General features: G+C 76.7%; 24 protein-coding genes. 11 read left to right on the top strand and 13 right to left on the bottom strand.

The window, feature by feature from the left end:
* Positions 1-366 precede the first annotated feature (366 nt).
* Together cls and MN205_RS02890 are read right to left on the bottom strand one after the other, a co-directional pair.
* Entirely contained in the window at positions 367-1,845 is a 1,479-nt protein-coding gene (gene cls / locus MN205_RS02895) for a cardiolipin synthase (RefSeq protein ID WP_242124145.1), read from the bottom strand.
* Positions 1,846-1,850: 5 nt separating this feature from the next.
* Positions 1,851-2,498 (bottom strand): VOC family protein, encoded by a 648-nt coding sequence (locus MN205_RS02890; protein ID WP_242124143.1) that lies wholly within the window; start codon positions 2,496-2,498, stop codon positions 1,851-1,853.
* A 98-nt stretch (positions 2,499-2,596) separates the two neighbouring features.
* Here MN205_RS02890 and MN205_RS02885 point away from each other — a divergent pair, with 98 nt between their 5' ends.
* The 5 genes from MN205_RS02885 to MN205_RS02865 all read left to right on the top strand — a co-directional run bounded on the left by MN205_RS02885 (position 2,597) and on the right by MN205_RS02865 (position 7,733).
* Positions 2,597-4,741 carry a RecQ family ATP-dependent DNA helicase gene (locus MN205_RS02885; RefSeq protein ID WP_242124141.1) on the top strand — a complete coding sequence of 715 codons (2,145 nt, stop codon included), beginning with the start codon at positions 2,597-2,599 and terminating at the stop codon, positions 4,739-4,741.
* Between the two features lie 135 nt (positions 4,742-4,876).
* Entirely contained in the window at positions 4,877-5,257 is a 381-nt protein-coding gene (locus MN205_RS02880) for a VOC family protein (RefSeq protein ID WP_255817720.1), read from the top strand.
* A gap of 81 nt (positions 5,258-5,338) precedes the next feature.
* Positions 5,339-6,301, top strand: coding sequence for a PfkB family carbohydrate kinase (locus tag MN205_RS02875; RefSeq protein ID WP_242124137.1), 963 nt, complete (start codon positions 5,339-5,341; stop codon positions 6,299-6,301).
* Between the two features lie 125 nt (positions 6,302-6,426).
* Positions 6,427-6,813, top strand: a complete 387-nt coding sequence (locus tag MN205_RS02870; RefSeq protein ID WP_242124135.1) for a helix-turn-helix transcriptional regulator — start codon at positions 6,427-6,429, stop codon at positions 6,811-6,813.
* Positions 6,810-7,733 (top strand): cation diffusion facilitator family transporter, encoded by a 924-nt coding sequence (locus MN205_RS02865; protein ID WP_242124133.1) that lies wholly within the window; start codon positions 6,810-6,812, stop codon positions 7,731-7,733. Before MN205_RS02870 ends, MN205_RS02865 begins: the two co-directional genes overlap by 4 nt.
* Before the next feature lie 19 nt (positions 7,734-7,752).
* Here the strand turns inward: MN205_RS02865 and MN205_RS02860 are convergent, their stop codons facing one another.
* Entirely contained in the window at positions 7,753-8,661 is a 909-nt protein-coding gene (locus MN205_RS02860; protein WP_242124131.1) for a TIGR03620 family F420-dependent LLM class oxidoreductase, read from the bottom strand.
* Positions 8,662-8,803: 142 nt separating this feature from the next.
* Between MN205_RS02860 and MN205_RS02855 the strand changes: the two genes are divergently transcribed.
* Positions 8,804-9,163, top strand: coding sequence for a DUF3817 domain-containing protein (locus MN205_RS02855; RefSeq protein WP_242124129.1), 360 nt, complete (start codon positions 8,804-8,806; stop codon positions 9,161-9,163).
* On the opposite strand, the gene MN205_RS02850 is transcribed toward MN205_RS02855, so the two are convergent.
* The 4 genes from MN205_RS02850 to MN205_RS02835 form a co-directional block, all read right to left on the bottom strand.
* Complete coding sequence (locus tag MN205_RS02850) at positions 9,108-10,427, bottom strand: reverse transcriptase family protein (protein ID WP_242124128.1); 1,320 nt, start codon at positions 10,425-10,427, stop codon at positions 9,108-9,110. The genes MN205_RS02855 and MN205_RS02850 overlap by 56 nt on opposite strands.
* Positions 10,428-10,671: 244 nt before the next feature.
* Positions 10,672-11,700: an NAD(P)/FAD-dependent oxidoreductase gene (locus MN205_RS02845; RefSeq protein WP_374115819.1), complete on the bottom strand. Its 1,029-nt coding sequence runs from the start codon at positions 11,698-11,700 to the stop codon at positions 10,672-10,674.
* Between the two features lie 120 nt (positions 11,701-11,820).
* Complete coding sequence (locus MN205_RS02840) at positions 11,821-12,396, bottom strand: NYN domain-containing protein (RefSeq protein WP_242124123.1); 576 nt, start codon at positions 12,394-12,396, stop codon at positions 11,821-11,823.
* Between the two features lie 95 nt (positions 12,397-12,491).
* A complete protein-coding gene (locus MN205_RS02835) occupies positions 12,492-13,493 on the bottom strand; it encodes a YafY family protein (RefSeq protein WP_242124121.1) in 1,002 nt (333 codons plus the stop codon).
* 76 nt (positions 13,494-13,569) lie between these two features.
* On the opposite strand from MN205_RS02835, the gene MN205_RS02830 reads away from it, so the two are divergent.
* Together MN205_RS02830 and MN205_RS02825 are read left to right on the top strand one after the other, a co-directional pair.
* Positions 13,570-14,115: a DinB family protein gene (locus tag MN205_RS02830; protein ID WP_242124120.1), complete on the top strand. Its 546-nt coding sequence runs from the start codon at positions 13,570-13,572 to the stop codon at positions 14,113-14,115.
* Positions 14,116-14,152: 37 nt separating this feature from the next.
* Positions 14,153-14,722, top strand: a complete 570-nt coding sequence (locus MN205_RS02825) for a hypothetical protein (protein ID WP_242124118.1) — start codon at positions 14,153-14,155, stop codon at positions 14,720-14,722.
* A 114-nt stretch (positions 14,723-14,836) separates the two neighbouring features.
* Here the strand turns inward: MN205_RS02825 and MN205_RS02820 are convergent, their stop codons facing one another.
* Genes MN205_RS02820 through MN205_RS02810 form a run of 3 tightly spaced genes read right to left on the bottom strand, consistent with a single transcriptional unit; the run spans position 14,837 to position 16,453 of the window.
* Entirely contained in the window at positions 14,837-15,451 is a 615-nt protein-coding gene (locus tag MN205_RS02820; RefSeq protein WP_242124116.1) for a hypothetical protein, read from the bottom strand.
* Between the two features lie 10 nt (positions 15,452-15,461).
* Positions 15,462-16,310, bottom strand: a complete 849-nt coding sequence (locus tag MN205_RS02815) for an NAD-dependent protein deacetylase (protein WP_242124113.1) — start codon at positions 16,308-16,310, stop codon at positions 15,462-15,464.
* Positions 16,307-16,453, bottom strand: coding sequence for a hypothetical protein (locus MN205_RS02810; RefSeq protein ID WP_242124111.1), 147 nt, complete (start codon positions 16,451-16,453; stop codon positions 16,307-16,309). The genes MN205_RS02815 and MN205_RS02810 overlap by 4 nt, the downstream gene beginning before the upstream one ends.
* A gap of 25 nt (positions 16,454-16,478) precedes the next feature.
* On the opposite strand from MN205_RS02810, the gene MN205_RS02805 reads away from it, so the two are divergent.
* From MN205_RS02805 to MN205_RS02795, 3 genes are read left to right on the top strand one after another with little or no spacing between them, the layout of a single operon-like run.
* Complete coding sequence (locus MN205_RS02805; RefSeq protein ID WP_242124109.1) at positions 16,479-17,075, top strand: LysR substrate-binding domain-containing protein; 597 nt, start codon at positions 16,479-16,481, stop codon at positions 17,073-17,075.
* Positions 17,072-19,315: a bifunctional diguanylate cyclase/phosphodiesterase gene (locus MN205_RS02800; protein ID WP_242124107.1), complete on the top strand. Its 2,244-nt coding sequence runs from the start codon at positions 17,072-17,074 to the stop codon at positions 19,313-19,315. Before MN205_RS02805 ends, MN205_RS02800 begins: the two co-directional genes overlap by 4 nt.
* A 29-nt stretch (positions 19,316-19,344) precedes the next feature.
* Positions 19,345-20,223 carry a GGDEF domain-containing protein gene (locus MN205_RS02795; protein WP_242124105.1) on the top strand — a complete coding sequence of 293 codons (879 nt, stop codon included), beginning with the start codon at positions 19,345-19,347 and terminating at the stop codon, positions 20,221-20,223.
* Between the two features lie 23 nt (positions 20,224-20,246).
* Here the strand turns inward: MN205_RS02795 and MN205_RS02790 are convergent, their stop codons facing one another.
* The 3 genes from MN205_RS02790 to MN205_RS02780 all read right to left on the bottom strand — a co-directional run bounded on the left by MN205_RS02790 (position 20,247) and on the right by MN205_RS02780 (position 23,102).
* Positions 20,247-21,305 carry a GGDEF domain-containing protein gene (locus tag MN205_RS02790; protein WP_242124103.1) on the bottom strand — a complete coding sequence of 353 codons (1,059 nt, stop codon included), beginning with the start codon at positions 21,303-21,305 and terminating at the stop codon, positions 20,247-20,249.
* A 139-nt stretch (positions 21,306-21,444) separates the two neighbouring features.
* A complete protein-coding gene (locus MN205_RS02785; protein ID WP_242124101.1) occupies positions 21,445-22,188 on the bottom strand; it encodes an SDR family oxidoreductase in 744 nt (247 codons plus the stop codon).
* 26 nt (positions 22,189-22,214) lie between these two features.
* Positions 22,215-23,102, bottom strand: a complete 888-nt coding sequence (locus tag MN205_RS02780; RefSeq protein ID WP_374115818.1) for a DNA-3-methyladenine glycosylase 2 — start codon at positions 23,100-23,102, stop codon at positions 22,215-22,217.
* Positions 23,103-23,118 lie beyond the last annotated feature (16 nt).

The raw sequence follows: 23,118 nt of genomic DNA, 5'->3' as shown, positions 1-23,118 counted from the left end.
GGGGTTGATTGATTTGGCATCAACACTTGGCACACTGTTGAGTTCTCAAGAACCGGACGCACCAGGAACACCACCCCACCAGGAGCGGCACCACCTGCGCTTTTCGGCTTCACCACCCTACCCCAGCCCCCGGAGCGATCCGACCGGCCGAAGCGAGCAACCCCCACCCATCGACCACCACCAGGCACACCTGAGCACCCAGCAGAAGATCATCAACAAGAAGGGAGTGACACCCGCCACGAGAACCGGCCGGTCACCCGTCCGTTCCTCCCCGCCGCGCGGTGTGACCACCACGTTAACGACACCCCACCAACCGGTCAAATCGCGACCAGCACGTCCGGTGGCGCCGCGCACCGGCGACCGTGATCACTGGAGGGCGGACGTGAGCCGCGCCAGGTTCTCCTTGATCACGTGACCGCGTGAGCGGGCCAGCCACTGCTGCAGCGTCAGCTCGGTGCAGCGCTCCCGGTACGCGTCCTCGACCCGGCGCAGGTCGTCGGCGAAGGTGCGTCCGCAGACCATGAGCGTGAGCTCCAGGTCCAGCAGGAACGAGCGCATGTCCATGTTGGAGGAGCCGATCACGGCCACGTCCTCGTCCACGGTCATGTGCTTCGCGTGCAGCACGTACGGCGCGGGGTAGCGGTGGATGCGCACGCCGGCGCGCAGCAGGTTCTCGTAGTACGAGCACTCCGCGTAGTGCACCAGCGCCTGGTCGCCGTGCTCGGAGACGAACAGCTCCACGTCCACCCCGCGCTCGGCGGCCGTGGTGATGGCGTTGAGCATCGACTCGTCCGGCACGAAGTACGGGCTCGTGATCGAGATGCGCCGCTGCGCCGAGTACAGCAGCGCGTTGAACAGCTTGAGGTTGTTCTCCCCCTCGAAGCCCGGCCCGCTGGGGACGACCTGGCACTCCAGCCGGCCGGGCATCTCCTGCGGGGACACCTCCGAGATCTCCGTGTCCAGCAGCTCGTCGGTCTCGGAGTACCAGTCGGTGATGAAGATCGCGTCGACGCCGGAGACGACGGGACCCTCCAACCGGACCATGAGGTCCTGCCACTGCAGCCCCCGCCGGATGTTGCCGCGCTTGTTGTAGCTGCGGTCCAGCACGTTCTGCGAGCCGAGCCAGGCGACGTCACCGTCCACCACCAGCAGCTTGCGGTGGTTTCGCAGGTCCGGGCGCTGGTACTTCAGCTTGTGCAGCTGCACCGGCAGCATCGGGTGCCACTCGATGCCGCACCGCTCCAGGAAGCGCGCGGTGCGCCGGTACCCCGGGTAGCGGATGGCGCCGAGGTGGTCGATGAGCACCCGCACCCGGACACCGCGCTCGGCCGCCCGCCTCAACGCCTCGAAGAGCGGCTCGCTCGTGGGGTCCAGGGTCATGATGTAGAACTCGACGTGGACGTAGCGGGTGGCCGCGTCGACGGAGCGGGCCATCGCGCGGATCGACTCCTCGTACTCCCCGACCAGCTCGGCGGTGTTGCCCCCGACCAGCGGCATCGACCCCAGGTTGCGGTTCAGCTCCACGATCCCGCTCAGCCACGGCGGCCACGGGGGCTCGGTGCTCACCAGATCCATGCCGCGCGTGGAGTCCAGGATCAGCTGGTTGATCTCGCGCTGCTTGCGACGCCGGGCCCGCGGCAGCTTCGGGTTGCCGATGACCAGGAAGGCGAGCACCCCCAGGTAGGGGATGAAGAAGATCGCGAGCAGCCACGCCAGCGCCGAGCTCGGCCGGCGGTTGACGGGGACGACCGCGATCGCGGTCAGGCGGACGATCAGGTCCACGACGAGCAGGACGATCGCGGACGCCGTCAGCGAGGGCGCCCACTCGGGCAACCAGTCGGCCACGGTGCTCAGATCCGCACCGCCCCGCGGGGCGTCTCGAAGGTGACCGAGCGCAGGCCCGGCTGTCCGGGGGAGTCCGCGTCGAGCCACTCGAAGGCGATCCGCCCGCTCACGTACTCCGGCGTCAGGCCCATCCAGCGGCGCACGTGCGCGGGGTCGCCGGCGATGGTCAGGCCGGCCAGGCGCGTACCGCCCGCCAGGGCGATGGCGGAGGGGTGCTGCGTGAGGGGGCCGTCCCACTCGATGAGCAGCGGGAGCTGCGGGTCCTCGCGCAGGCCCGGCGCGCCGATCTGCCGCCAGCGCAGCTCCACCCCGTCGGGCCGGCGCCGCGCCCCCTCCTCGGCCCGCTCGCCCAGCCGCCGCTCGTAGGCGTCCAGGTCGTCCACCGTGACCGCCCACGTGAACCAGCCGCCACCCGCCTCCGATCGGCTGCGCACGGCCTGGCCGAAGACGGCCTTCTCCGCCACCGGGTGGTCCAGCACCTCGACCACCTCGACGTACGCGCCCTCCGACAGCGGCAGGACCACGTTGCGCGTGCCGAAGCGGGGGTGCGGGCCGCCGTCGACCACGCGCACCCCGAGCAGGGCCGCGAGCCGCCGGGCCGTTCCCTGCAGACCCTCGGGACCGGCGGCGTAGCCGACGTGGTCGACGCGCATGGCCACAGCTTCTCAGTACGCGCGGCGCCCGCGCGGCGCAGGGCCGCCGCGCGGGCGCCCGGAGCACCGTGTCGGAGGGGGCTGGCAGCATCCCGCCCGTGCCAGCAGCAGCCCCGGACACCACCGCCCCCGACACCCTGGACCTGCGCGAGGAGGCGGAGGACGTCCTGCGCCGCCTCGTCGGCGACCCGGACGCGCGGTTGCGCGAGGACCAGTGGACGGCGATCGAGGCGCTCGTCGCCGGGCGGCGGCGCGCGCTGGTGGTGCAGCGCACCGGCTGGGGCAAGTCCGCGGTGTACTTCGTGGCCACCGCCCTGCTGCGGGCGCGCGGTGCCGGGCCGACGGTGATCGTCTCGCCGCTGCTGGCGCTGATGCGCAACCAGATCGCGGCCGCCGAGCGGGCCGGGGTGCGGGCGGTCACGGTGAACTCCACGAACGGCGAGGAGTGGGGCCGCGTCTTCGAGGACGTGCGCGCCGGCGCTGTCGACGTGCTGCTGGTCTCCCCCGAACGGCTGAACAACCCCGGCTTCCGCGACGAGGTGCTGCCGCCGCTGGCCGCCACGACCGGCCTGCTGGTCGTCGACGAGGCGCACTGCGTGTCCGACTGGGGCCACGACTTCCGGCCCGACTACCGCCGCATCCGCACGCTGCTGGCGGACCTGCCGGAGGGCATCCCCGTGCTGGCGACCACGGCGACCGCCAACGCGCGCGTCACCGCCGACGTCGCCGAGCAGCTGTCGGTCAGCGGCACCCGCACGCTCGAGGACGTGCTGGTGCTGCGCGGCTCCCTGGACCGGGAGTCGCTGCGGCTGGCGGTGCTGCGCCTGCCCGGCCACGCGCACCGGCTGGCGTGGCTGGTGCAGCACCTGCCGCAGCTGCCCGGCTCCGGCATCGTCTACGTGCTCACGGTCGCCGCCGCCGCCGACGTCGCGAACCACCTGCGCGCGCACGGCCTGGAGGCGGTCGCCTACACGGGGCAGACCGACCCGGCGGAGCGGCTGCGGGCCGAGGACGACCTGGTCAACGACCGCGTCAAGGTGCTCGTGGCGACCAGCGCGCTGGGCATGGGCTTCGACAAGCCCGACCTCGGCTTCGTCGTGCACCTGGGCGCCCCCTCCTCGCCCATCGCCTACTACCAGCAGGTGGGGCGCGCGGGACGCGGCATCGCCGACGCCCGGGTGGTCCTGCTGCCGGGGGCGGAGGACCGCGACGTGTGGCGCCACTTCGCCTCACTGGGCTTCCCGGGTGAGCAGGACGTGCGCCGGGCGCTGGCCGCGCTCGCCGAGGCGGGCCGGCCGCTGTCCACCCAGGCGCTGGAGGCGCAGGTGGACCTGCGGCGCAACCGCCTGGAGATGATGCTCAAGGTCCTCGACGTGGACGGCGCGGTGCGCCGGGTGCGCGGGGGCTGGGAGGCCACCGGCCGCGAGTGGGCCTACGACGCGGAGCGGTACGCGCGGGTGTCGGAGACGCGAGCCGTGGAGCAGCAGGCGATGCTCGACTACGAGGCCACCGGCGGGTGCCGGCTGGAGTTCCTGCGGCGGGCGCTGGACGACGCGGAGGCCGCTCCGTGCGGGCGCTGCGACAACTGCGGCGGCTTCGACGTGCCGCGGGACCTCGACGAGGACGCCGTCCGGGCCGCCGGGGAGGACCTGACCCGGCCGGGTGTGCCGCTGGAGCCGAAGAAGCTGTGGCCCAGCGGCATGGCCGCGCTCGGGGTGCCGCTGTCCGGGAAGATCGCGGCGGAGGAGCGTCCCGAGGTGGGCCGCGCGGTGGCGCGCACCACCGACCTCGGCTGGGGGGGCGCCGTGCGTGAGCTGTTCGCCGCCGCGGCACCGGACCAGGAGACGCCCGTGCCGCTGCGCCGCGCCGCCGCCGCCGTGCTCGACGACTGGGCCCGCGAGCTGGGCCTGGACGGCGTGGTGGCGATGAGCTCGGCGTCGCGGCCGCACCTGGTGGCCCACCTCGCCGAGGGGCTGGCGCGCTACACGGGGCTGCCGCTGCTGGCGACGTTCGAGCTGCACCCCGGAGCCGGTCCCACCCGCAGCGACGTGAACTCCGCGCACCGGCTGGCGCAGGTGACCGGCCGGTTCCGGCTGCCGCCGGGCGCACCGGTGGAGGGCCGCGCCGTGCTGCTCGTCGACGACCGCACCCGCACCGGGTGGACGCTCGCCGTCGCGGCGCGCGAGCTGCGCCTGGCCGGGGCCGCGCGGGTGCACCCCTTCGTCCTCGCCGACGGCGAGTGACCGGGGCGCCGGGACCGAGGGGCCAGGACGGGACGTGGGGACGACGACGAGGAGGGAACCGTGAGCGCGACCGGGACGAGCCGGACGGGGAACGGGACCGGCGGTGGCGGGCCGCGCCCGGCGGTGCGGCTGGGGATGGTGGTGCTCGACACCCCCGACCCGCGAGCGCTGGCGGACTTCTACGCGCAGCTGCTGGGCTGGCGGCTGGACCCGGAGGACACCTCCGACGACTGGGTGACCGTGCGCGGTGAGGGCGGGACGGCGCTGGGCTTCCAGCGCGCCCCGGGGGTGCCGCGCCCGACCTGGCCCGGCGGCGGCGTGCACCAGCAGCTGCACCTCGACCTGGACGTCGACGACTACGACGAGCCGGAGGCGCGGGCCCTCGCCCTGGGGGCCACCGTGCTGGACGCCGGCCGCGACCACCTGGGGTTCCGGGTGTACGCCGACCCCAGCGGGCACCCGTTCTGCCTGTGCCGGCAGGCGCCGGACGAGGACGGAGCCCAGCCGGCCGGCTGAGCGGGCCGCGGGGCGGTTCGCAGGGCTGGGGGAAGCCGGCTACGGGGTGCGGGGCGCCACCGGCGCTGCGACGCTCGGGCCGTGACCCCCGGACGCACCAGCGCAGGAACCACCACGGGCGTCGTCGAGGGGGTCGTGGTCGTCGTGGGCCAGGTGGGCCGCGACCTGGCGCTGGCCGTGGACAGGGTGCCCGGTGCCGGCGGATCCACGCACGTCCGCGAGCGCCGCGAGGTCCTCGGCGGCAAGGGTGCGAACCAGGCCGTGGCCGCCGCACAGCTGGGGATGCCCGCCGCCCTCGTCGGGGTCGTCGGCGACGACGCCGCCGGCGAGGAGGTCCTGGCGCAGGCGCGCCGCGACGGGCTGGACGTGCGGGCCGTGGTGCGGCGCGAGGGGGCCGCGACGGCGCTGCTGGTGGACGTCGTCGCCGGTGGTGAACGGCGGCTGCTGGAGGACGTGCCCCCTGATGTGCTGCTGACGGCAGCCGACGTGGAGGCCGCCTCGGGGCTGCTGCGGCGGTCGGCGGCGGTGCTGGTGCAGCTGCAGCAACCGGCGGAGGCGGTCGCCGCGGCGCTGCGGATCGCCCGCGGAGCCGGTCGGTTCGTCGTCGTCGACGGGGCCGCGCAGGACACCGCGCTGCGCGAGCAGGTGCTGTCCACCGCGACCGTGCTGCGCGCCGACGCGCAGGAGGCCGAGCTGTTCCTGGGGCGCTCGCTCGACGGGCCGGACGACGTGCTCGCGGCCGCGAGCGAGCTCGTGGGGCGCGGCCCGCGCTTGGTGGTGCTGGAGGCCGGCTCCGCCGGCAACGCCGCGGCGTGGGAGGGCGGGGGGGAACTGGTGCCGCTGACCGACGTCGACGTGGCCGACCCCACCGGCGGCGGCGACTCCTTCACCGCCGCGCTGGCGGTGGCGCTGCTGCGCGGTGAGGAGGTCGAACGGGCGGTGCGGTGGGCGACGGCCGCCGCGGGGTCCACGGTGCAGCGGCTCGGTGGCCGCCCGGCCCTGTCCCCGGACGAGCTGGACGAGCAGGCCGACAGTCTCGACTGAACCCGGCCGCTCGGTCAGGGAAGGTCGCGGCCCGGGAGGCGCCCGGGCGGGTGGGGGTGCCGCGGGGCCGCAGCCGGGCACCGGCCACGTCCCGGAGCGGGTCGAGGGACCCAGGCACAGGCACCATGTCGGTACATCGACGTCTGTATCGTCAGGGCGTGACCAGCACACACGCGCAGGTGCTCTCCCGCTTCGGCCACGCGCTGTCGGACCCGACCCGGGCGCGGCTGCTCCTCGCCCTGCGCGAGGCCCCCGGCTACCCGGCGGAGCTCGCCGGGACCCTGGGCGTGTCCCGGCAGAGCCTGTCCAACCACCTCGCGTGCCTGCGCGGCTGCGGCCTGGTCGTCTCCGAGCCCGAGGGGCGCCGGGTGCGCTACGAGCTGGCCGACCCGCGCCTGCGCCACGCCCTGGACGACCTCGTCGGGGTCGTGCTCGCCGTGCAGGGGACGCTGTGCGCGGACCCGGGCGAGACCGCCACCACGGGCCCGGCCACCCGCGAGGTCACCCCGTGAGCGCGGGCCACGGACACGGACACGGACACGCGGAGCAGAACCGCCGCCGGCTCGCCGGGGCCCTGGCGATCACCAGCGCGGTCCTCGTCGCCGAGGCCGTCGGCGCCTGGGTCTCCGGCAGCCTCGCGCTGCTGGCCGACGCCGGGCACGTGCTCACCGACGTCGCCGGCCTCGTCATCGCGCTCATCGCCGCGACCCTCGCCACCCGCCCGGCGAGCCCGCGCCGCACCTGGGGCTACCGGCGCGCCGAGGTCCTCGCCGCCACGCTGCAGGCCGCGGCGCTGCTGGCCGTCGGCACCTTCGTGCTCGTCGAGGGCGTGCAGCGGCTGGTGGAACCGCCGCAGGTCTCCTCCACCGCGATGCTCGTCTTCGGCGCCGTCGGCCTGCTCGGCAACCTCGCCGCCCTCGCGCTCCTGCTGCGCGGCGAGGGCGCCGGGAACGTCAACGTGCGCGCGGCCGTCCTGGAGGTCGTCAACGACGCGCTCGGCTCCGTCGCCGTCCTCGTCGCCGCCGCCGTCATCGCCCTCACCGGGTGGACCCGCGCCGACGCGGTGGTCTCGGTGCTCATCGGCCTGCTCATCGTGCCGCGCACGCTGAAGCTGCTGCGCGAGACCACCGGCGTGCTGCTGGAGGCCGCGCCCCCCGGCCTGGACCTCGACGACGTGCGTCGGCACCTGCTGGAGCTGCCGCACGTGCGGGCGGTGCACGACCTGCACGCCAGCCAGATCACCTCCGGGCTGCCCGTGCTGTCCGCCCACGTCGTCCTGGACGACACCTGCTTCCACGACGGGCACGCCCCGGCGATCCTCGACCAGCTGCAGGCGTGCCTGGCCGAGCACTTCCCGATCGCCGTGGAGCACTCCACGTTCCAGCTCGAACCCGTCGGCCACGGCGGCCACGAGACCGCCACCCACGACTGAGCGGCGGCCCCGCCGCCCCTCAGCCGATGAGCGCGCGCGCCAGCTCCTCCCACTGCCCCAGCGGGAACTCGTCGCCGGAGGCCGTCAGCACCTGCACGGCGATCTCGTCCGCGCCCGCGTCCACGTGCCGGGCGAGACCGGCGACGACCGTGGCCGTGTCGCCCCAGGGGATCAGCTCGTCGATCAGGCGCTCGCTGCCGCCGTCGGCGAAGTCCTCGTCGCCGTAGCCGAAGCGGCGCAGGTTGTTCGTGTAGTTCGGCAGCGCCAGGTAGCCGGTGGCGTAGCGGCGGGCGATCTCCCGCGCCTTCGCCGGGTCGTCCTCCAGTACGACCGCGACCTCCGGCGCCAGCAGCACGCCGTCGCCGACGACCTCGCGCGCGTACGTGGTGTGCGCGGGGGTGGTGAAGTACGGGTGGGCGCCCAGGGAGCGGTCGCGGGCCAGGCGCAGCATCCGCGGGCCCAGCGCGGCCAGCGCCCGCCGCTCGCGCGGCACCGAGCCGGTGGCGTCCAGGGCGTCGAGGTGCTCCACCGTGCGCGAGTACGGCTTCGAGTAGTCCTGGCCGGATCCCTCCACGACCACGGCGTGGCTGTTGCCCAGTCCCAGCAGGAACCGGCCGGGGTGGCGGCGCTCCAGGTCGGCGAAGCCCTGCCCCGTCTGCTCCGGGGTGGCGGCGTAGACGCTGACGATGCCGCTGGCCACGCCGATCTCCTCGGTCGCGTCCAGCAGCTCGCCGAAGACGGGGTGCAGGCCGGGGTCGAAGCCGCCGGACAGCCAGATGCGGGAGTACCCCAGCGCCTCCACCTCGCGGGCGGCCTCGCGCGCCTCGTCGCGGCGGGCGGGGTCCGCCCAGGGACCACCGCCCCACAGGCTGATGCGGGCCCGGGCGGCGGGCAGGGTGCTGTCGGGGGGCAGGGAGAGGTCCGTCACGCCCTCACGCTAGGCAGGCGCCCGGCGGACCGCACCCCGCGCGGGGAGGGACGGGGTGACCGATGCCACGGCCCGGGTGGCACCGGCACCTCCTACGACGCGTCAGACTTGAGCGAGGACCCCGTCGCCCAGGAGGAGACCCGTGCCCGTCGCCGCCCGCTGGTTCCGCGTCATCGCCTTCGTGGAGGCGGTGTCCTGGACGCTGCTCCTGATCGCCATGTTCCTCAAGCGGGTCCTGAAGGTCGAGACCCCCCACGAGGGAGGCGTGCCGATCGCCGGCGCGATCCACGGCGCCGCCTTCGTCGTCTACCTCCTGTCGGCCCTCTGGGCGGCGCGGACGCTGAAGTGGCGGCCCGGCACGGTCGTGCTGGCGCTCGCCGCCTCGGTCCCGCCGCTGTTCACCGTCGTCTTCGAGCGCTGGGCCCACCGCACCGGCCGCCTCGGCGTCACCACGCGATCGCGTCGAACGACTCCCGCAGCCGCCGCCCCCTCGAAGGGCTGAGCGCCTCCACCCAGCCGACGCGCCCGGCCAGGTGCGAGCGCAGGTCCACCCCGCCGGGCGCCTCCACCGACGCCGGGCCGTGGACCGCGCAGCGGTGCAGCACCGCCTTGAGCCGGTCGAACTCCGAGCGCACCGGGTTCGGGCGCTCGTTGACGACGACGCCGGTGACGAGCTGGCGCTCACCGCGCCCGCGCACCGTCGTCTTCGCCGGGTTCACGGTGAAGCCCTCGTCGGCGGCGACGCGGGTGACGCACCGCACCAGCCGCTGCGCCCCCGCGGCCAGCTCCTCACCGCCGCTGAACGTCACGTCGTCGGCGTAGCGGGTCACGCGGGCGCCCAGCGCGGCGGCCAGGCCGGCCAGGCGCCGGTCCAGGGAGCGCGCGCACAGGTTCGCCAGCGCCGGTGACGTCGGCGCCCCCTGCGGCAGGTGCGCGGCGGCCAGCCGGTGCCGCAGCGCGAACCGCTCGTCGGCGTCGCCGCCCGGTGGCATGCCGCGCAGGTCGCGGGCGGGGGTGGCGTGCGTGGTCAGTCCCGTCAGCAGGTGCGCCACGGCTTCCGGGTACCCCAGGGAGCGGAACGCGCGGTAGGTGCGGGCGGCGTCCACGGAGGCGAAGAAGGCCGTCAGGTCCACGCGCACCACGACGGCCGCGCCGCAGTGCTCGCGCGCGCCGGTGACCGCCGAGCGGCCCGGCACGAACCCGTGCACCACCGGCGGGGCGGGCACCGCGCCGAGCACCTCGCGCAGCAGGCGGCGCTGCAGGGCGCGCAGGCGCGGCTTGGGCGCCTCCAGCAACCGGGGGGCGCCGCGCTTGGCGACCCACGACGCGCGGTAGTGGTGCAGGGCGGTGCCCTCGGCGCGCCGCTGCCAGCCGCGCACGTCCGCGAACCAGTCCAGCTCCCCCGGGGACACCTCCAGCAGGGCGGCCAGGTCGGCGGCGCCGCCCAGGGGCGGCACCGGCCAGCGGGCCCGGCCCATCGCCGCCGGCACCGCCACCAGGTGCCGCACCCGCAGCGGACGGCCGCGCCGCCGGGCCACCGCCTGCGCGGAGGCCAGCTCCGGGTGCGCGACCAGCAGCGCGGTGAGGGCGCGCGGCGCGTCGCACGGCGGGCGGGGGTGCTGCGCCACGACGTCCGCGGCCAGCCGGTCCAGCCACGCGGCGCGGCGCAGGCCCAGCGCCCACCGTCCCGCGGCGGCCAGCTGCGGCGCCTCCCACGGGGCGTCGAGGAAGGCGGCCGCCAGGGCGGCGGCGACGGCCGCGCTCACGCGGCCGCCCCGGCGGGGGCGTGCGGTGGTGCCGGGCGACCCGTCCCGTCGTGCGGGGACCGTCCTGCGCGCAGCGCAGCGACGTCCCTGCGGCGCCCTGCCGTGGTCGTCGTGCTGTCCCCGGGGGAACCCCGGAGCGGCGTCACCGGCGTACCGGCTCGGCCCTCTCGCCCGGTCCACCACCGCACACCCGCCACCGTACGGGCGGGCCCGCGCCGGCGGGAGGGGTTCACCCGGGCCGGGTTCAGCGGCCGGGCACCCGCTCCGCCCCGGCCGCCTCGGCGCGCGGGACGACGACCGCGGGACCGGCGCGGCGGGCGGCCACGGCGCGGTCGGCGTCCTCGGCGGCGAGCTCGGCGTTGAGGGCGGCGCCGGCCATCGTGCCCGCCGCGGCGGAGGAACCGACCTGCGCCATCGGCTCGGCGACGTTGCCCGCCACCCGCAGGCCGGGCACGTCCGTCGCCCCGGCGGGCCCGGCCGGCAGTGCGGTGCCGATCACGACACCCATCGCCTCCACCGGCGCCGGCACCAGGCCCAGGCCGGTGAGGAACCCCTCGCGCACGAGGGGTCGGGAGGCCACGGCGAGCGCCCGGGCGGGCACGACGTGGCCGTCGGCCAGCTCCACGCCGGTGAGCGCGCCGCCCTCCACGCGCAGGCCGGTGGCCGGCCCCTCGACGACGGCGATCCCCCGCGCGGCGAGCCGCTCCCGCTGCTCATCGGACGGCTCGGCGCCGTGCAGGACGACGGTGACGTCGTCGCTGAGCTGGCGCCACAGGAGCACCTGGTGGAAGGACAGCGGGCTGGTGGCGAGGACGGCGATCGGCTGCTCGCGCACCTCCCAGCCGTGGCAGTACGGGCAGTGCAGGACGTCGCGGCCCCACCGCTGACGCAGGCCCGGCACGTCCGGCAGCTCGTCGGTGACGCCGGTGGTCACCAGCAGCGCCCGCGAGCGCAGGGCGCGCCCGTCGGCGAGGACCACCTCGAAGCGCTCCGTCCCCCCGCCGTCCAGCCGGCGGGCGGCGACGACCTCACCGTCGACGACCTCACCGCCGTAGCCGGCGAGCTCGCGCCGGCCGATCGCCAGCAGCTCGCGCGGCGCGACGCCGTCGCGGCTGAGGTAGTTGTGCGCCCCCTCGGCGGGCGCGTTGCGCGGTTCCCCCGCGTCCACCACGACCACCCGCCGGCGCGAGCGCGCCAGCGCCACCGCCCCGCTCAGGCCGGCGGGGCCACCGCCGACGACCACCACGTCCAGGACCCGTCCGTCCTGCTCCAGCACCTGCTCGTCCACCTGCTCGTCCACCTGCTCGTCCACTCGGACCACCTCCGCCGTGAACGTTCGCCCCGGGGTGGCCGCGGGGTCGAGCGCTCGTGCCGGAACGGCAAGCGGGAGGGGTCAGAGGTAGCGCAACGGGTCGAAGTCGGCGAGGGAGATGATCCGCACCCGCGGCAGGACCACGTTGAAGGCGCGGACGTCGTCCTCGAGGTCGTAGACCTTCAGCCCGCGCTCGGACAGGGCGGCGTACTGGTTGTTGACGAACTCGCGGAACGCGAACAGGCCCACGCGGCGGGTGCCGTCCAGCAGGGCGTCGACCTGCGGCAGGAAGTCGCCGTCGTGGCTGGCGAGGAGGACGTCGCCCTCGCGGCCGGCCAGCGCCTCCAGCGTGCGCTGGATGCCGATGTCGACGACCTTCTCGCCCGGGCCACCGGAGAGCGGGATCGGCTGGTACCCCAGCGCCAGCAGGGCCTGCACGAACGACATCGGCAGGTACCCGGAGGAGGCGTTGAGGAAGAACAGGCCCTTGGCGGGCTGCTGGTGGGTGGTGCGGGCGAAGTCCAGCAGGCGCTCCCAGCGGGGGCGCTGCTCGGGGGCGGGGCGCCCCTCCAGGATCGACGCACCCAGGGTGGCGTCGATGTTCTCCCCGTCGACCACCACGTAGGTGGTGGTGCTGCCGATCGTCGCGCTCGTCACGCCCCGAGGCTAGCGCCCGGCGCCCGCGCTCCGACGCCAGCGCGCCGTCGCCCACAGGTCCCCCATCCCCGCGGTGATCCCGCGCTCGTGAACGCTCAACCGTGCAGGATCACCGCGGGTGGTGGTGGGGAGGCGTGCGGGGGGTCAGGCGCGCGAGGGGTGAGGCGGGCGGCCCAGGCGGCGAGGTGCTCGCGCAGCTCCGGCGGGTCCAGGACCTCGAACGACGCACCGGTGCGCAGCAGCGCGAACGCCGCCCAGTCCAGCGACCCCGTCGCCACCCGCAGCTCGCAGCGGTCCAGGCCGATCTCCTCGACGCGCCCCCACCGCCCGACGGCCCGGCGGACCGCGGCGGCCGGGGCGTCGACGAGCGCGTGCACCTCGTGGTGGGGCGAGGCGCCGCTGAAGCGGCGGCGCACGAACTCCGCCGCGTCCCCGCCCGGGACCTCGCGCGGGGCGAACGCGCGCCCGGTGGGCCGCACGTCGCGCACCCGGTCCAGGCGGAAGACCCGCCAGTCGTGGCGGTCCACGTCGTGCGCCAGCAGGTACCAGTGCGGGTCGGTGCGCACGAGGCGGTGCGGGTCGGCGCAGCGCCGCGCCGGGGTGCCGGACGCCCCGGTGTGCTCGAACCCCACGCGCTCACGGGCCCGGCACGCCTGCGCGAGCGCCGTGAGGACGCCCGGGTCCACGCCGGCGACCTGTTCGCCCCAGCGCACCGGCACGCTCGCCTCCCCCAGCGCGTCGGTGCGGCGGCGCAACCGGGCCGGCAGCACGGCGGTGACCTTCGCCAGCGCCCGCACCGACGCCTCCGCGGTGCCGGCCACGGCGCTGTCCGCGGCCGCCTGCAGGCCCACCACCAGGGCGACGGCCTCGTCGTCGTCCAGCACGAGCGGCGGCAGGCTCGCCCCCGGCAGCAGCCGGTACCCGCCCGCGCCGCCGCGGTGCGCCTGCACGGGGTAGCCCAGCTCGCGCAGGCGGTCCACGTCGCGGCGCAGGGTGCGCAGCGACACCTCCAGCCGGGCAGCCAGCTCGGCGCCGGCGACGAGGCGGTGCGACTGCAGCAGGGACAGCAGCTGCAGGGTGCGGGCGCTGGTGGACACGGGCCCTCCGGGGATCCGCCCGAACTCGTCCGGGAAGCGGTCAGGAACTGGCACCTTCGACCGCGAGTGTGGAGGCATGACCACGACGACGAACAGCCCCGGGACCACCCCCACCACCGGATCCACCGGCCCGGCCCGCGAGGTCGAGGACCTGCTGCGCGGCCTGGAGGTGCAGCGGCAGTTCCTGCGCTTCACCGTGCGCGGGCTCACCGACGAGCAGGCCGCCCGGCGCACCACCGTCAGCGAGCTGTGCCTGGGCGGGTTGATCAAGCACGTCTCCGGGTGCGAGGCGGGCTGGATCGGGTTCATCACGGAGGGCCCGCGCGCCGTCGCCGGCGACGACGGGGACTCCTGGGCCGGCGCGTTCCGCATGGAACCCGGCGAACACCTGGCCGACCTGCTCGACGCGTACGAGGCCGTCGCCCGGCGCACCGAGCAGGTCGTGCGCGCCCTGCCGGACCTGGACGCCGAGCACGAGCTGCCGCCGGCGCCGTGGTTCGAGCCGGGCGCGCGCTGGACGGTGCGGCAGGTGCTGCTGCACGTGCTGGCGGAGACGGCGCAGCACTCCGGGCACGCCGACGTGCTGCGCGAGTCCCTCGACGGGCAGAAGACGATGGGCTGAGCGCGTCACCGGCCCCCGCGATGGGTACCCGGTGGGCATGAGCGGGAAGTCGGCGGAGGACTACGGCGAGGACTACACGGAACCCGAGCTGCGCGAGCGGCTCAAGGAGGAGATCAAGGCCGGCGACAAGGGCGGCGAGCCGGGGCGGTGGAGCGCGCGCAAGAGCCAGCTGCTCAAGCACGAGTACGAGGAGCACGGCGGCGGGTACCGCCACCCCGGCGAGCGCAGCGAGTCGCAGCAGCACCTGCGCGAGTGGACGGAGCAGGACTGGCGCACCGCCGACGGCTCGGCGGACGCCCGCACCGGCGACGGCACGAAGCGCTACCTGCCGGACGCCGCGTGGGAACTGCTCAGCGAGGAGGAGAGGCGGGCCACCGACGAGCGCAAGCGCGGCGGGCAGGAGCAGCACGTCGCGAACACCGACGCGGCGAAGCACGCCCGCGCGGCCGCCGAGCTCATCGACCTCACCGCCGCCGAGGCCGCGCAGCGGGTGCGGGGCATGGACGGCGCCGACGCGCTGGACCGCGCCGAGAGGGCCGAGCAGGAGCTCGGGAAGGGCCGCAAGACGGTCCTGGAGGCCATCGACAGGCGCCGCGACCAGCTCTGACGGCAACCCCGCCCCCTCCCTCGCGGTGACCATGCATGGTTGAGGGTTCAACCGTGCATGATCACCGTGGGGAGGGCGGGGTGCGGTCGTCGACGACGCAGGGGTGAGCGGGCGTCAGCGGGGGGTGCCGCGGGGGCGCAGGCCGGCGGCGCGCAGCTGCAGGTCCGCCAGGGCGCGCACCGCGACGGGGTCCTCGCGCGCCCACCCGCCCGCCGGGTCCGGGTGCACGTCCAGCAGCTCGGCCGCCGAGCGGGTGTGCAGGGCACGCAGGGCCAGCAGCCGCTCCCCGCCCGCGGTGGCGGCCAGGCGCCGGGTCTCGTCGGCGCGGCGCTGCCAGCGCCGGCGGGGCACCAGGCGCAGCAGCGTCACCAGCACGATCGGCACCGCAGCGGTCGCCACGCCCAGCACCGTCGCCAGCTGGGTCACGGCGTCCACCTGCTGCTGGCCGGCCTCGGCCAGGGACGTGGCGCCCTCGGCGGCGCGCTGCAGCGGCCCAGCCAGCTCGTCACCGACGAGCGGCACGTCCGCGGCGCTCTCCCCCGCCCCGTCGAGCTGGCGGGCGAGGTCGCGCGCCCCACCGGTGAAGCCCCGCGCGGGTTCGGCGAGGGCGGAGACGGCGGCGGCCACGGCACGGCCCAGCAGCACCGAGGCGGCCACGAGCACCAGCCACACCGCGTCGGCGGTGACCTGGCGGGCGCGCACCGCGGGCAGGTCCGCGTACCAGCGCACCGCCGCCCCCTCAGCGCACGGGGGTCAGCTCGGCGGCCAGCGCCGGCAGCACCTCGCCCAGCGGGGCGTCGACGCGCACGTCCGCCTTGGCGTCGCCGCGGGTGGGACCGGAGTTCACGATCGCCACGGGGATCCCGCGCTTCGCGGCGTGCAGGACGAACCGGTAGCCGGACATCACCGTCAGGGAGGAACCCAGCACCAGCAGGGAGCGGGCGGCGTCGACCAGCGCGAAGGACGCGTCGACCCGCTCGCGCGGCACGGTCTCGCCGAAGAAGACGACGTCGGCCTTGAGGGCGTCGGCACCGCAGCGCCGGCACGGCACGGTGCGGAAGCCCTGGAGCTGCTCGTCGGTGAGGTCGGCGTCGCCGTCGGGGTTCAGGGCGCGGAACTCGTGCACGCGCGCGTCGAAGCCGGGGTTCGCCTCCCGCATCCGCACCGCCAGCTCGGCGCGGTCGGTGACCTCGCGGCACTCCAGGCACACCACGCGGTCCAGGTTGCCGTGGATCTCCACGACGTCCCGGCTGCCGGCGGCCAGGTCGAGGCCGTCGACGTTCTGGGTGATCGTGCCGTCCACCAGGCCGGCGGCCTCCAGGGCGGCCACGGCACGGTGCCCGGCGTTGGGCTGCGCGCGCCGGAAGTGCTCCCAGCCGACGTGGCTGCGCCCCCAGTAGCGGCGCCGGCCCTCCGCGGACCCGGTGAACTCCTGGTACGTCATGGGGGTGTGCCGCTTCAGGGAGCCGCCGGGGCCGCGGTAGTCGGGGATGCCGGAGTCGGTGGACATGCCCGCACCGGCCAGGACCGCGACGCCGCCGCCGGCCACGAGGTCCCGCAGCCGCCGCAGTTCGCGCTCGTCGCTCACGCGCCCATGCTGCCCGCCGCGCCGCCCCGGCGCAGGAGCAGGACGGCCACCAGCGCCGCCGCGGCCGCCAGCGCGAGGACCCCGGCCACCACGGCGGCCCAGCCGTCGGCACCCGGGACCACGCCACCGAACCAGCCCAGCACGCTGGAGCCGGCGTAGCAGCCGAACGTGCAGAGGGCCGAGGTCTGCGCTCGCGCACCCGGGCGGGCGCACACCCCCACCCGCCCGCTGCTGGAGCAACCCCTCGTGCCGGCGGTGCCCGCCGACCACCGGCTGGCGGGGCGCGAGCGACTGGCCCTGGGCGACGTCGCCGGCGAGGACCTCGTGCTGTTCGAGCACGGCTACGGGCTGCGGGAGGCCGCCGAGGCGGGGATCGTGCCGCGGGTGGCGTTCGAGGGGCAGGACGCCGACACCGTGCGCGGGCTGGTCGCCGCCGGGCCGGGGGTCGCGCTGCCGCCCGCACCCGCCAGCCCTCGCCCGGACGGGGTCGAGCTGCCCCTGACCGGGCCGTCCACGTCGCGCACCGTGGGGCTGGTGTGGCGCGAGGGGGACCTGCCGCGGGTGGCGGCGGCGTTCCGGGACGTGGTGGTGGCGCACCCGGACCTGCTGGGCGGGGCGGCTGAGACGGGCCGGGACGGACTCACCCGGACGGCCCGTCAAGGCGGCCGACCACGGGACCGATGCCCTCAGGAGACGCCCGGCCGGCCCGGGGGGACGCGGGCGCGCGGAGCCGCCGCCCGCACGGGAGGGACGGCGCACCCATGAAGTTGAAGACTCAACTGGTAGTGCTGGGTCTCGCGACCCTGACCTCGTTGGCCGTACCAGCAGCGCGCCTCCCGCTGCTGCTGGTGACGAACTGGCTGGCCGTCGCCCTCGTCGTCGCCGGCGTCCTGCACCGCCGGCCGGCGCGCCGGCTCCTCTGGGCGCTCGTGACCGTCTTCGCCGTGCTGGTCGCCGTAGGCAACACCGGCACGGCGCTGACCGGCGGCGACGACCCGGTCACCTCCACCGCCACCTTCGCCTCCCAGCTGGTGGCCGCCGCCGCGCTGCCGCTGCTCCTCGGCGGCGGGCGCCCGGGCCCCCGCCGGTCCCGCGAGCGCGGCGGCGCGCTGGAGCTGACCGTCCACGCGCTGGTCGTCGGCCTGGTCTGCGCCGAGCTCCTCCTGCAGGGCGTGGACCGCCACCGGGAGGAGGCCATGCCGTGGTCGCTGGCGCTGGCACCGGGCATCGACGCGCTCCTGCTGGGGGCGCTGCTGTGGGTCCTGCACTCGCGCAGCCGGCTCCTGCCCGCGATGGCCCTGATCGTGGCCGGCGGCCTCGGCTGCCTGACCTACGACCTGGTGGTCACCCTCTCCGGCGACCGGGTCGCCCTGGGCGGCGACCCCGTCCAGGCGCTGGGCGTGGCGAACATGCTCCTGTTCGGCCTCGCCGCGCTGCACCCGTCGATGACCGCGCTGGGCGGGGCCCGCGCCCTGCGGCACGTGCGCCGGCCCTCCAACCAGCTCCTGCTGCTCGTGCCGACCGCGCTGGTGCCCGTCCTGCTCCTCGGCGCGCACGCGCTCGGTGCGGGCCTGCGCCTGCACGTCGCGGTGCTCACGGCGGTCAGCGCGCTGGTGACGCTCGCGGTGCTGCTGCGCGCGCTCGCCGTGCTGCGCGAGACCGAGCGCGGCGCCGAGCACGACCCGCTGACCGGCCTGCTCAACCGCCGCGGCCTGACCCGCGCCTACGCCCGCACCGCGGGGAGCAGCGGCGCGACGGGGACGGGGTCGCGGATGGTCGTGTGGATCGACCTGGACGACTTCAAGCACGTCAACGACCGGTACGGGCACAGCAGCGGCGACACCCTCCTGATCACCACCGCCACCCGGCTGCGCGAGGCCGTCGGGGACCGCGGGGTCGTCGCCCGCCACGGCGGCGACGAGTTCATCGTCCTGCTGGACTCCTTCCCCGACGTCGAGGCCGTCGGGCGCGCTGCGCTGCGCGTCCTCGGCGACCCGGTCGACGTCGGCGGCCGCGCGCTGAGCGTCACTGCCAGCATCGGCGTCGTCGAGGCCGCCCCCGGCGACGACCTCGAACGCGTGCTCGCCGACGCCGACATCGCCATGTACGCCGCCAAGCGCTCGGGCAAGTCGACCACCCAGCTGTTCCAGCCGGACCTGCGCGAGGAGGCGCTGACGGCCGTCGCCCTCGTCGAGGACCTGCGGGCCCTGCTCCGCGAGGGCGACGCCTCCGCCGGTGAGCTGTTCGTCGTCTACCAGCCCGTCGTCGACCTGGCCGACGGGAGCGTCAGCGGAGCCGAGGCCCTCGCCCGCTGGCGGCACCCGCTGCGCGGGGTCGTCCCCCCGGACGACTTCCTCGGGCTGGCCGAGCACGAGGGCCTGGGCGCCGTCGTCGACGAACTGGTCCTGCACCGGGCCCTGGCGCAGCTGCGGCGCTGGGAGGAGACCGGCCACCGCGGGCTGAGCGTCAGCGTGAACCTGGGGCGCAGCAGCATGTGCGACCCGCAGCTGGCCGAGCGCGTGCTGGACGCGCTGACCACCCACCGCGTGCCCGCGCAGCAGCTGCACCTGGAGATCACCGAGCACGACGCGCTGCCCGACGACGAGGAGATCCGCACCAGCCTGCACCGCCTCGTCGACGCCGGGGTGAGCGTGAGCCTGGACGACTTCGGCGTCGGCTACACCTCCCTGAGCTACCTGCGCCGCTACCCCGTGGGGGTGCTCAAGCTGGACCGCTCGCTCGTCGAGCCGGACGACGCCACCGCCCGCTCCCTGCGCGCCGGCATCACCGCGCTGGCGACCAGCCTCGGCCTCGCCGTCGTCGCCGAGGGCATCGAGACCGCCGCGCAGGCCGAGGAGGCCCGCCGGCTCGGGGTGCGCTTCGGGCAGGGCTACCACTTCGCCCGCCCCCTGGAGGCGGACGCCTTCGCCGGCCTGCTCGCCCGCGACCCCGCACCCGAGCACCCGGCGGCCCTGACCGGGCCCCGTCCCGGCGAGGGAGCTTGAGGTCGGCGCCGCGGTGCCGGTACGGGGACGTGCACCAGGCTCCGCGACCGGCCCCGCGGCCCCGCGCGCTGCTGCTGCCGGTGCGCCGCGCCGGGCACCTGGTGGTGCTGGCCCCGCTGGCCGGCACCGGCACGGTCGTGTGGCTGGACCTCCTCAGCGCCGACGCCGGGCTGACCGGGCAGGTCTTCTCCTGCGTGCCCGTCATCTGGGCGGCCGGCCAGCTGCGGCTGGGCGGCCCCGCCCTGGTGACCGCCGCCACCGTCGCCGCCGAGGCCCTCGTCGTCCTGACGCTGCTGCCGCGCGAGCGCGCCCTCGCCGACCTGGCGTACGTGACCACGCTGCTGCTGCTCGTCGCCGGGGTCCTCGCGCACGGCGCGGTCACCCAGGAGCGGCTGGTGGAGCGGCTGCGGCACCAGGTCGACGTGGACCCCCTCACCGGCCTGGTGACCCGCCGTGTGCTGGACGCCGCGGCGGAGCGGGCCGTGGGCGCACCCGGCGCCGGCGTGGCGCTCGTCGTCGTGGACGTCGACCGGTTCAAGGCGGTCGACGACACCCACGGCCACCTCGGCGGGGACGCCGCCCTCGCCCACGTCGCCGCGCTCCTGACCGCCCGCTGCCGCCCCGGGGACGTCGTGGCCCGGATGGGCGGCGACGAGCTCGCCGTCCTCATGCCCGGCTGCCCCGAGGAGGTGGCGGCGCAGCGCGCCGAGGCGCTCGTCGAGGCCGTGCGCGGGCAGCCCCACGTGCTGCCGGGCGGGCTGCGCGTGCCGCTGTCCGTCAGCGCCGGGCTGGCCCGCGGGCCACGGCACGCCGGCAGCGCCCGCGACCTGTACGCCAGCGCCGACAGCGCCCTCCAGGCCGCCGAGCGCGCCGGGCGGGACCGGCTGGGGCAGGTGCCCCCCGCTTGAGCCCGGGACGGGACCGGTGGGCCTCAGCGCCCGGCCCGCACGCGCTCCGTGCGCCCGTCCCGCTTGATCCCGTACATGCGGCGGTCGGCGGCACCGAGCGCCTCGTCGGGGCCCTCGCCGGGGGCGGCGAGGTGCACGCCGACGCTGACGCCCACGCGGCCGCGGCCGCCGGGCAGCGCGTACGGCTCCCCCACGGCCCGCCGCACCAGGCCCGCCAGCTCCCGCAGCTCCGGCAGCGCCTCTGCCCCGGCACCGGGGCGCAGCACGACGAACTCGTCGCCGCCGGGCCGGGCCAGCAGGTCACCGGGCCGCAGCACCGCGCGCACGCGGTGCGCCACCTCGGTCAGCAACCGGTCGCCCGAGGCGTGGCCCAGCTCGTCGTTGACCCGCTTGAAGCCGTCCAGGTCGCAGTACAGCAGCCCGCACCCGTCGCTGCCCGGCTCGAGCGCGGTGCGCAGCTCGTCGAACATCGCCCGCCGGTTCAGCGCCCCGGTGAGCACGTCGGTGCGGGCCATCTCGTGCAGGCGCAGCTCGGCCCGGCGCTGCTCGGTGATGTCGACGCCCACGCAGACCATGCGGTGCGGGCGGCCGTCGCGGTCGGGCAGGGGGGTGTTGTGCCAGGCGATCAGGTGGGTGCCGCCCCAGCGGTCCCGCCAGGTGCCCTCGGCCACCGCCCCGGCCGGCCCGGCGGCCATCACCTCGATGTCCGAGCGGGCCACGGCCCGCTCGTCGGCGACCACGAGGGTCTCCCACACCCCGTGCCCGAGGACGTCCGCGGCCGCGAAGCCGGTCAGCTGCTCGCAGGCGCGGTTGAAGAGCTCCAGGCGCCCCTCGGCGTCGAGGATGCACACCAGCGCCGTCGTGTTGCTCAGCACGGCCCGCACCACGTCGGCGTCCAGGGCCGCACCGGCGAGCTCCCCGCAGTGCGCGCAGGGGTCCGCGCAGGTGCGGTCACCGTCGCCGGGACCGCTCGCGCTCCCGCCCGCGGCGGGCACCGCCGACGCCACCGGGTGCAGCGTGAAGGGCCGCGGCGGCGGGGTGCCCACCGGTTCCCGGTGCTCCGGCACCTCGTGTCCCGCCACTGGAGAAACCGCCTCCCGCCGTCCGTGCGTCCCGCACCCCCCGGGGGGCGCGCGCCGGGCTCGTGCCGCGACCGGTCCCGATGGTGCCCGCCGGGACGCTCCCCCGCCAAGGCGCCGGACGGGGGGGCACCCGGTCGGGTCAGCGACCGCCGCTGACGTCCAGGGTGGTGCCGGTGACGTACGAGGCGGCGTCGGACAGCAACCACACCACGGCCTCGGCCACCTCGGAGGCGTCCCCGCCGCGGCCCATCGGGACGCTGCGCTGCAGCCGCTCCACCCGGCCCGGGTCGCCGGCGGAGGCGTGGATCTCGGTGCGGATCAGGCCCGGGCGCACGCCCACGACGCGGATGCCGTCGGCGGCGACCTCCTGCGCCAGGCCCACGGTGAGGGTGTCCACGGCGGCCTTGGAGGCGGCGTAGTCCACGTACTCGCCGGGGCTGCCGAGGACCGCGGCGCGGGAGGAGACGTTGACGACGGTGCCGCCGCCGCCGCGCGCCATGCGGGTCACCGCCTCGCGCGCGCACAGGAACGCGCCGACGACGTTGACCTCCAGCAGGCGGCGCACGCGGTCGGCGTCGATGTCCGCCACCCGGGCCGCGGGCGCGTTGACGCCGGCGTTGTTGACCAGGCCGGTGACGGGACCGAGCTGCTCGGCCTCCTTGAACAGCTGCCGCACGTCCGCCTCGGAGGAGACGTCGGCGCGGACCGCCCTGACCGGGGTGCCGAGGTCGGTGGCCTGCTCGGCGACGACCTGGGCGGCCTCGCGGTTCGTGGCGTAGCTGAAGCAGACCGGCACCCCGCGGGCGGCGAGCGCCTGCACGACGGCCGCGCCGATGCCCCGGCTGCCGCCCGTCACGACCACGGTCCCCTGCGCTGCTTGCACGTTCCGCACCGTACTCACACCCGAACTCAGCGTGAGGGGGCGGGGTCCGTGAACACCGCTCGCGTCCACAGGTGCAGCAGCGCGTACCCGCGCCACGGCCGCCAGCCCTCCGCCCGCGCCAGCGCCCCGGCCGGCGGGGGCGAGCCCATCGCCCGGCGCAGCACGAGGTCGCCCGGCAGGAACGCGTCGTCGTCGCCCAGCGCGCGCAGCGCCACGAGGTCCGCCGTCCACGGCCCCACGCCCGGCACCGCCAGCAGCCGCGCCCGCGCCGCCGCGCCCTCCCCGGCCGCCCGGGCGGCGTCCAGGTCCAGCCCGCCCGCCAGCAGCTCCGCCAGGGCGTGCAGGGCCCGCGCCCGCGCCCCCGTCACCCCGGTCGCCGCCCGCAGCGCGTCCGGCCCGGCCGCGGCCAGCACCGCCGGTGCCGGGAACGCCGTCAGCCCCGCACCCGCCGGCCGCCCGAACGCGGCGGCGAGCCGACCGGCGAACGTGCGCGCCGCCGCCAGCGACACCTGCTGGCCCAGCACCGTCAGCAGCGCCGTCTCCGCGCCCGACACCGTCCGCGGCACCCGCAGCCCCGGCCGGGCCGCCACCAGCGGCGCCAGCTCCGGGTCGGTGCGCAGGTGCTCCTCGGCCGCGGCGACGGCGCCGTCCAGGTCCAGCCAGCGGCGCACCTCGCCCACCACCTCGCCCACCACCTCACCCGGCACCGGCTCCAGCACCCGCACCGGGACCCGCTCGCACCGCTGAGCGGCGCCCAGCACCACCGCGACCGGGGCGGGCCCGGCGCTGGTGGGCACCAGCCGCTCGTGGGTGCCGGTGGCCGCGTCGTGGCGCTCCGCGCCGGGCACCGCGTGCGCGGCGAGGAACCGGCGCAGCGGGTCCGCCGGCAACCCGCCGGGCACGTCCAGCACCAGCCCCTCGACCGCTGCC

It is taken from the genome of Kineococcus sp. TRM81007, from assembly GCF_022669155.1.
Taxonomy (GTDB): domain Bacteria; phylum Actinomycetota; class Actinomycetes; order Actinomycetales; family Kineococcaceae; genus Kineococcus.
Note: the sequence above shows the minus strand (reverse complement) of the source record. Positions and strands in the feature narration are given on the sequence as shown.

Excerpts from the sequence above, each read along its gene's own strand:
- MN205_RS02800 (WP_242124107.1), top strand. The coding sequence starts at position 17,072 with ATGAAGTTGAAGACTCAACTGGTAGTGCTGGGTCTCGCGACCCTGACC.
- MN205_RS02890 (WP_242124143.1), bottom strand. The coding sequence starts at position 2,498 with ATGCGCGTCGACCACGTCGGCTACGCCGCCGGTCCCGAGGGTCTGCAG.
- MN205_RS02880 (WP_255817720.1), top strand. The coding sequence starts at position 4,877 with ATGGTGGTGCTCGACACCCCCGACCCGCGAGCGCTGGCGGACTTCTAC.
- MN205_RS02830 (WP_242124120.1), top strand. The coding sequence starts at position 13,570 with ATGACCACGACGACGAACAGCCCCGGGACCACCCCCACCACCGGATCC.
- MN205_RS02825 (WP_242124118.1), top strand. The coding sequence starts at position 14,153 with ATGAGCGGGAAGTCGGCGGAGGACTACGGCGAGGACTACACGGAACCC.
- MN205_RS02870 (WP_242124135.1), top strand. The coding sequence starts at position 6,427 with ATGTCGGTACATCGACGTCTGTATCGTCAGGGCGTGACCAGCACACAC.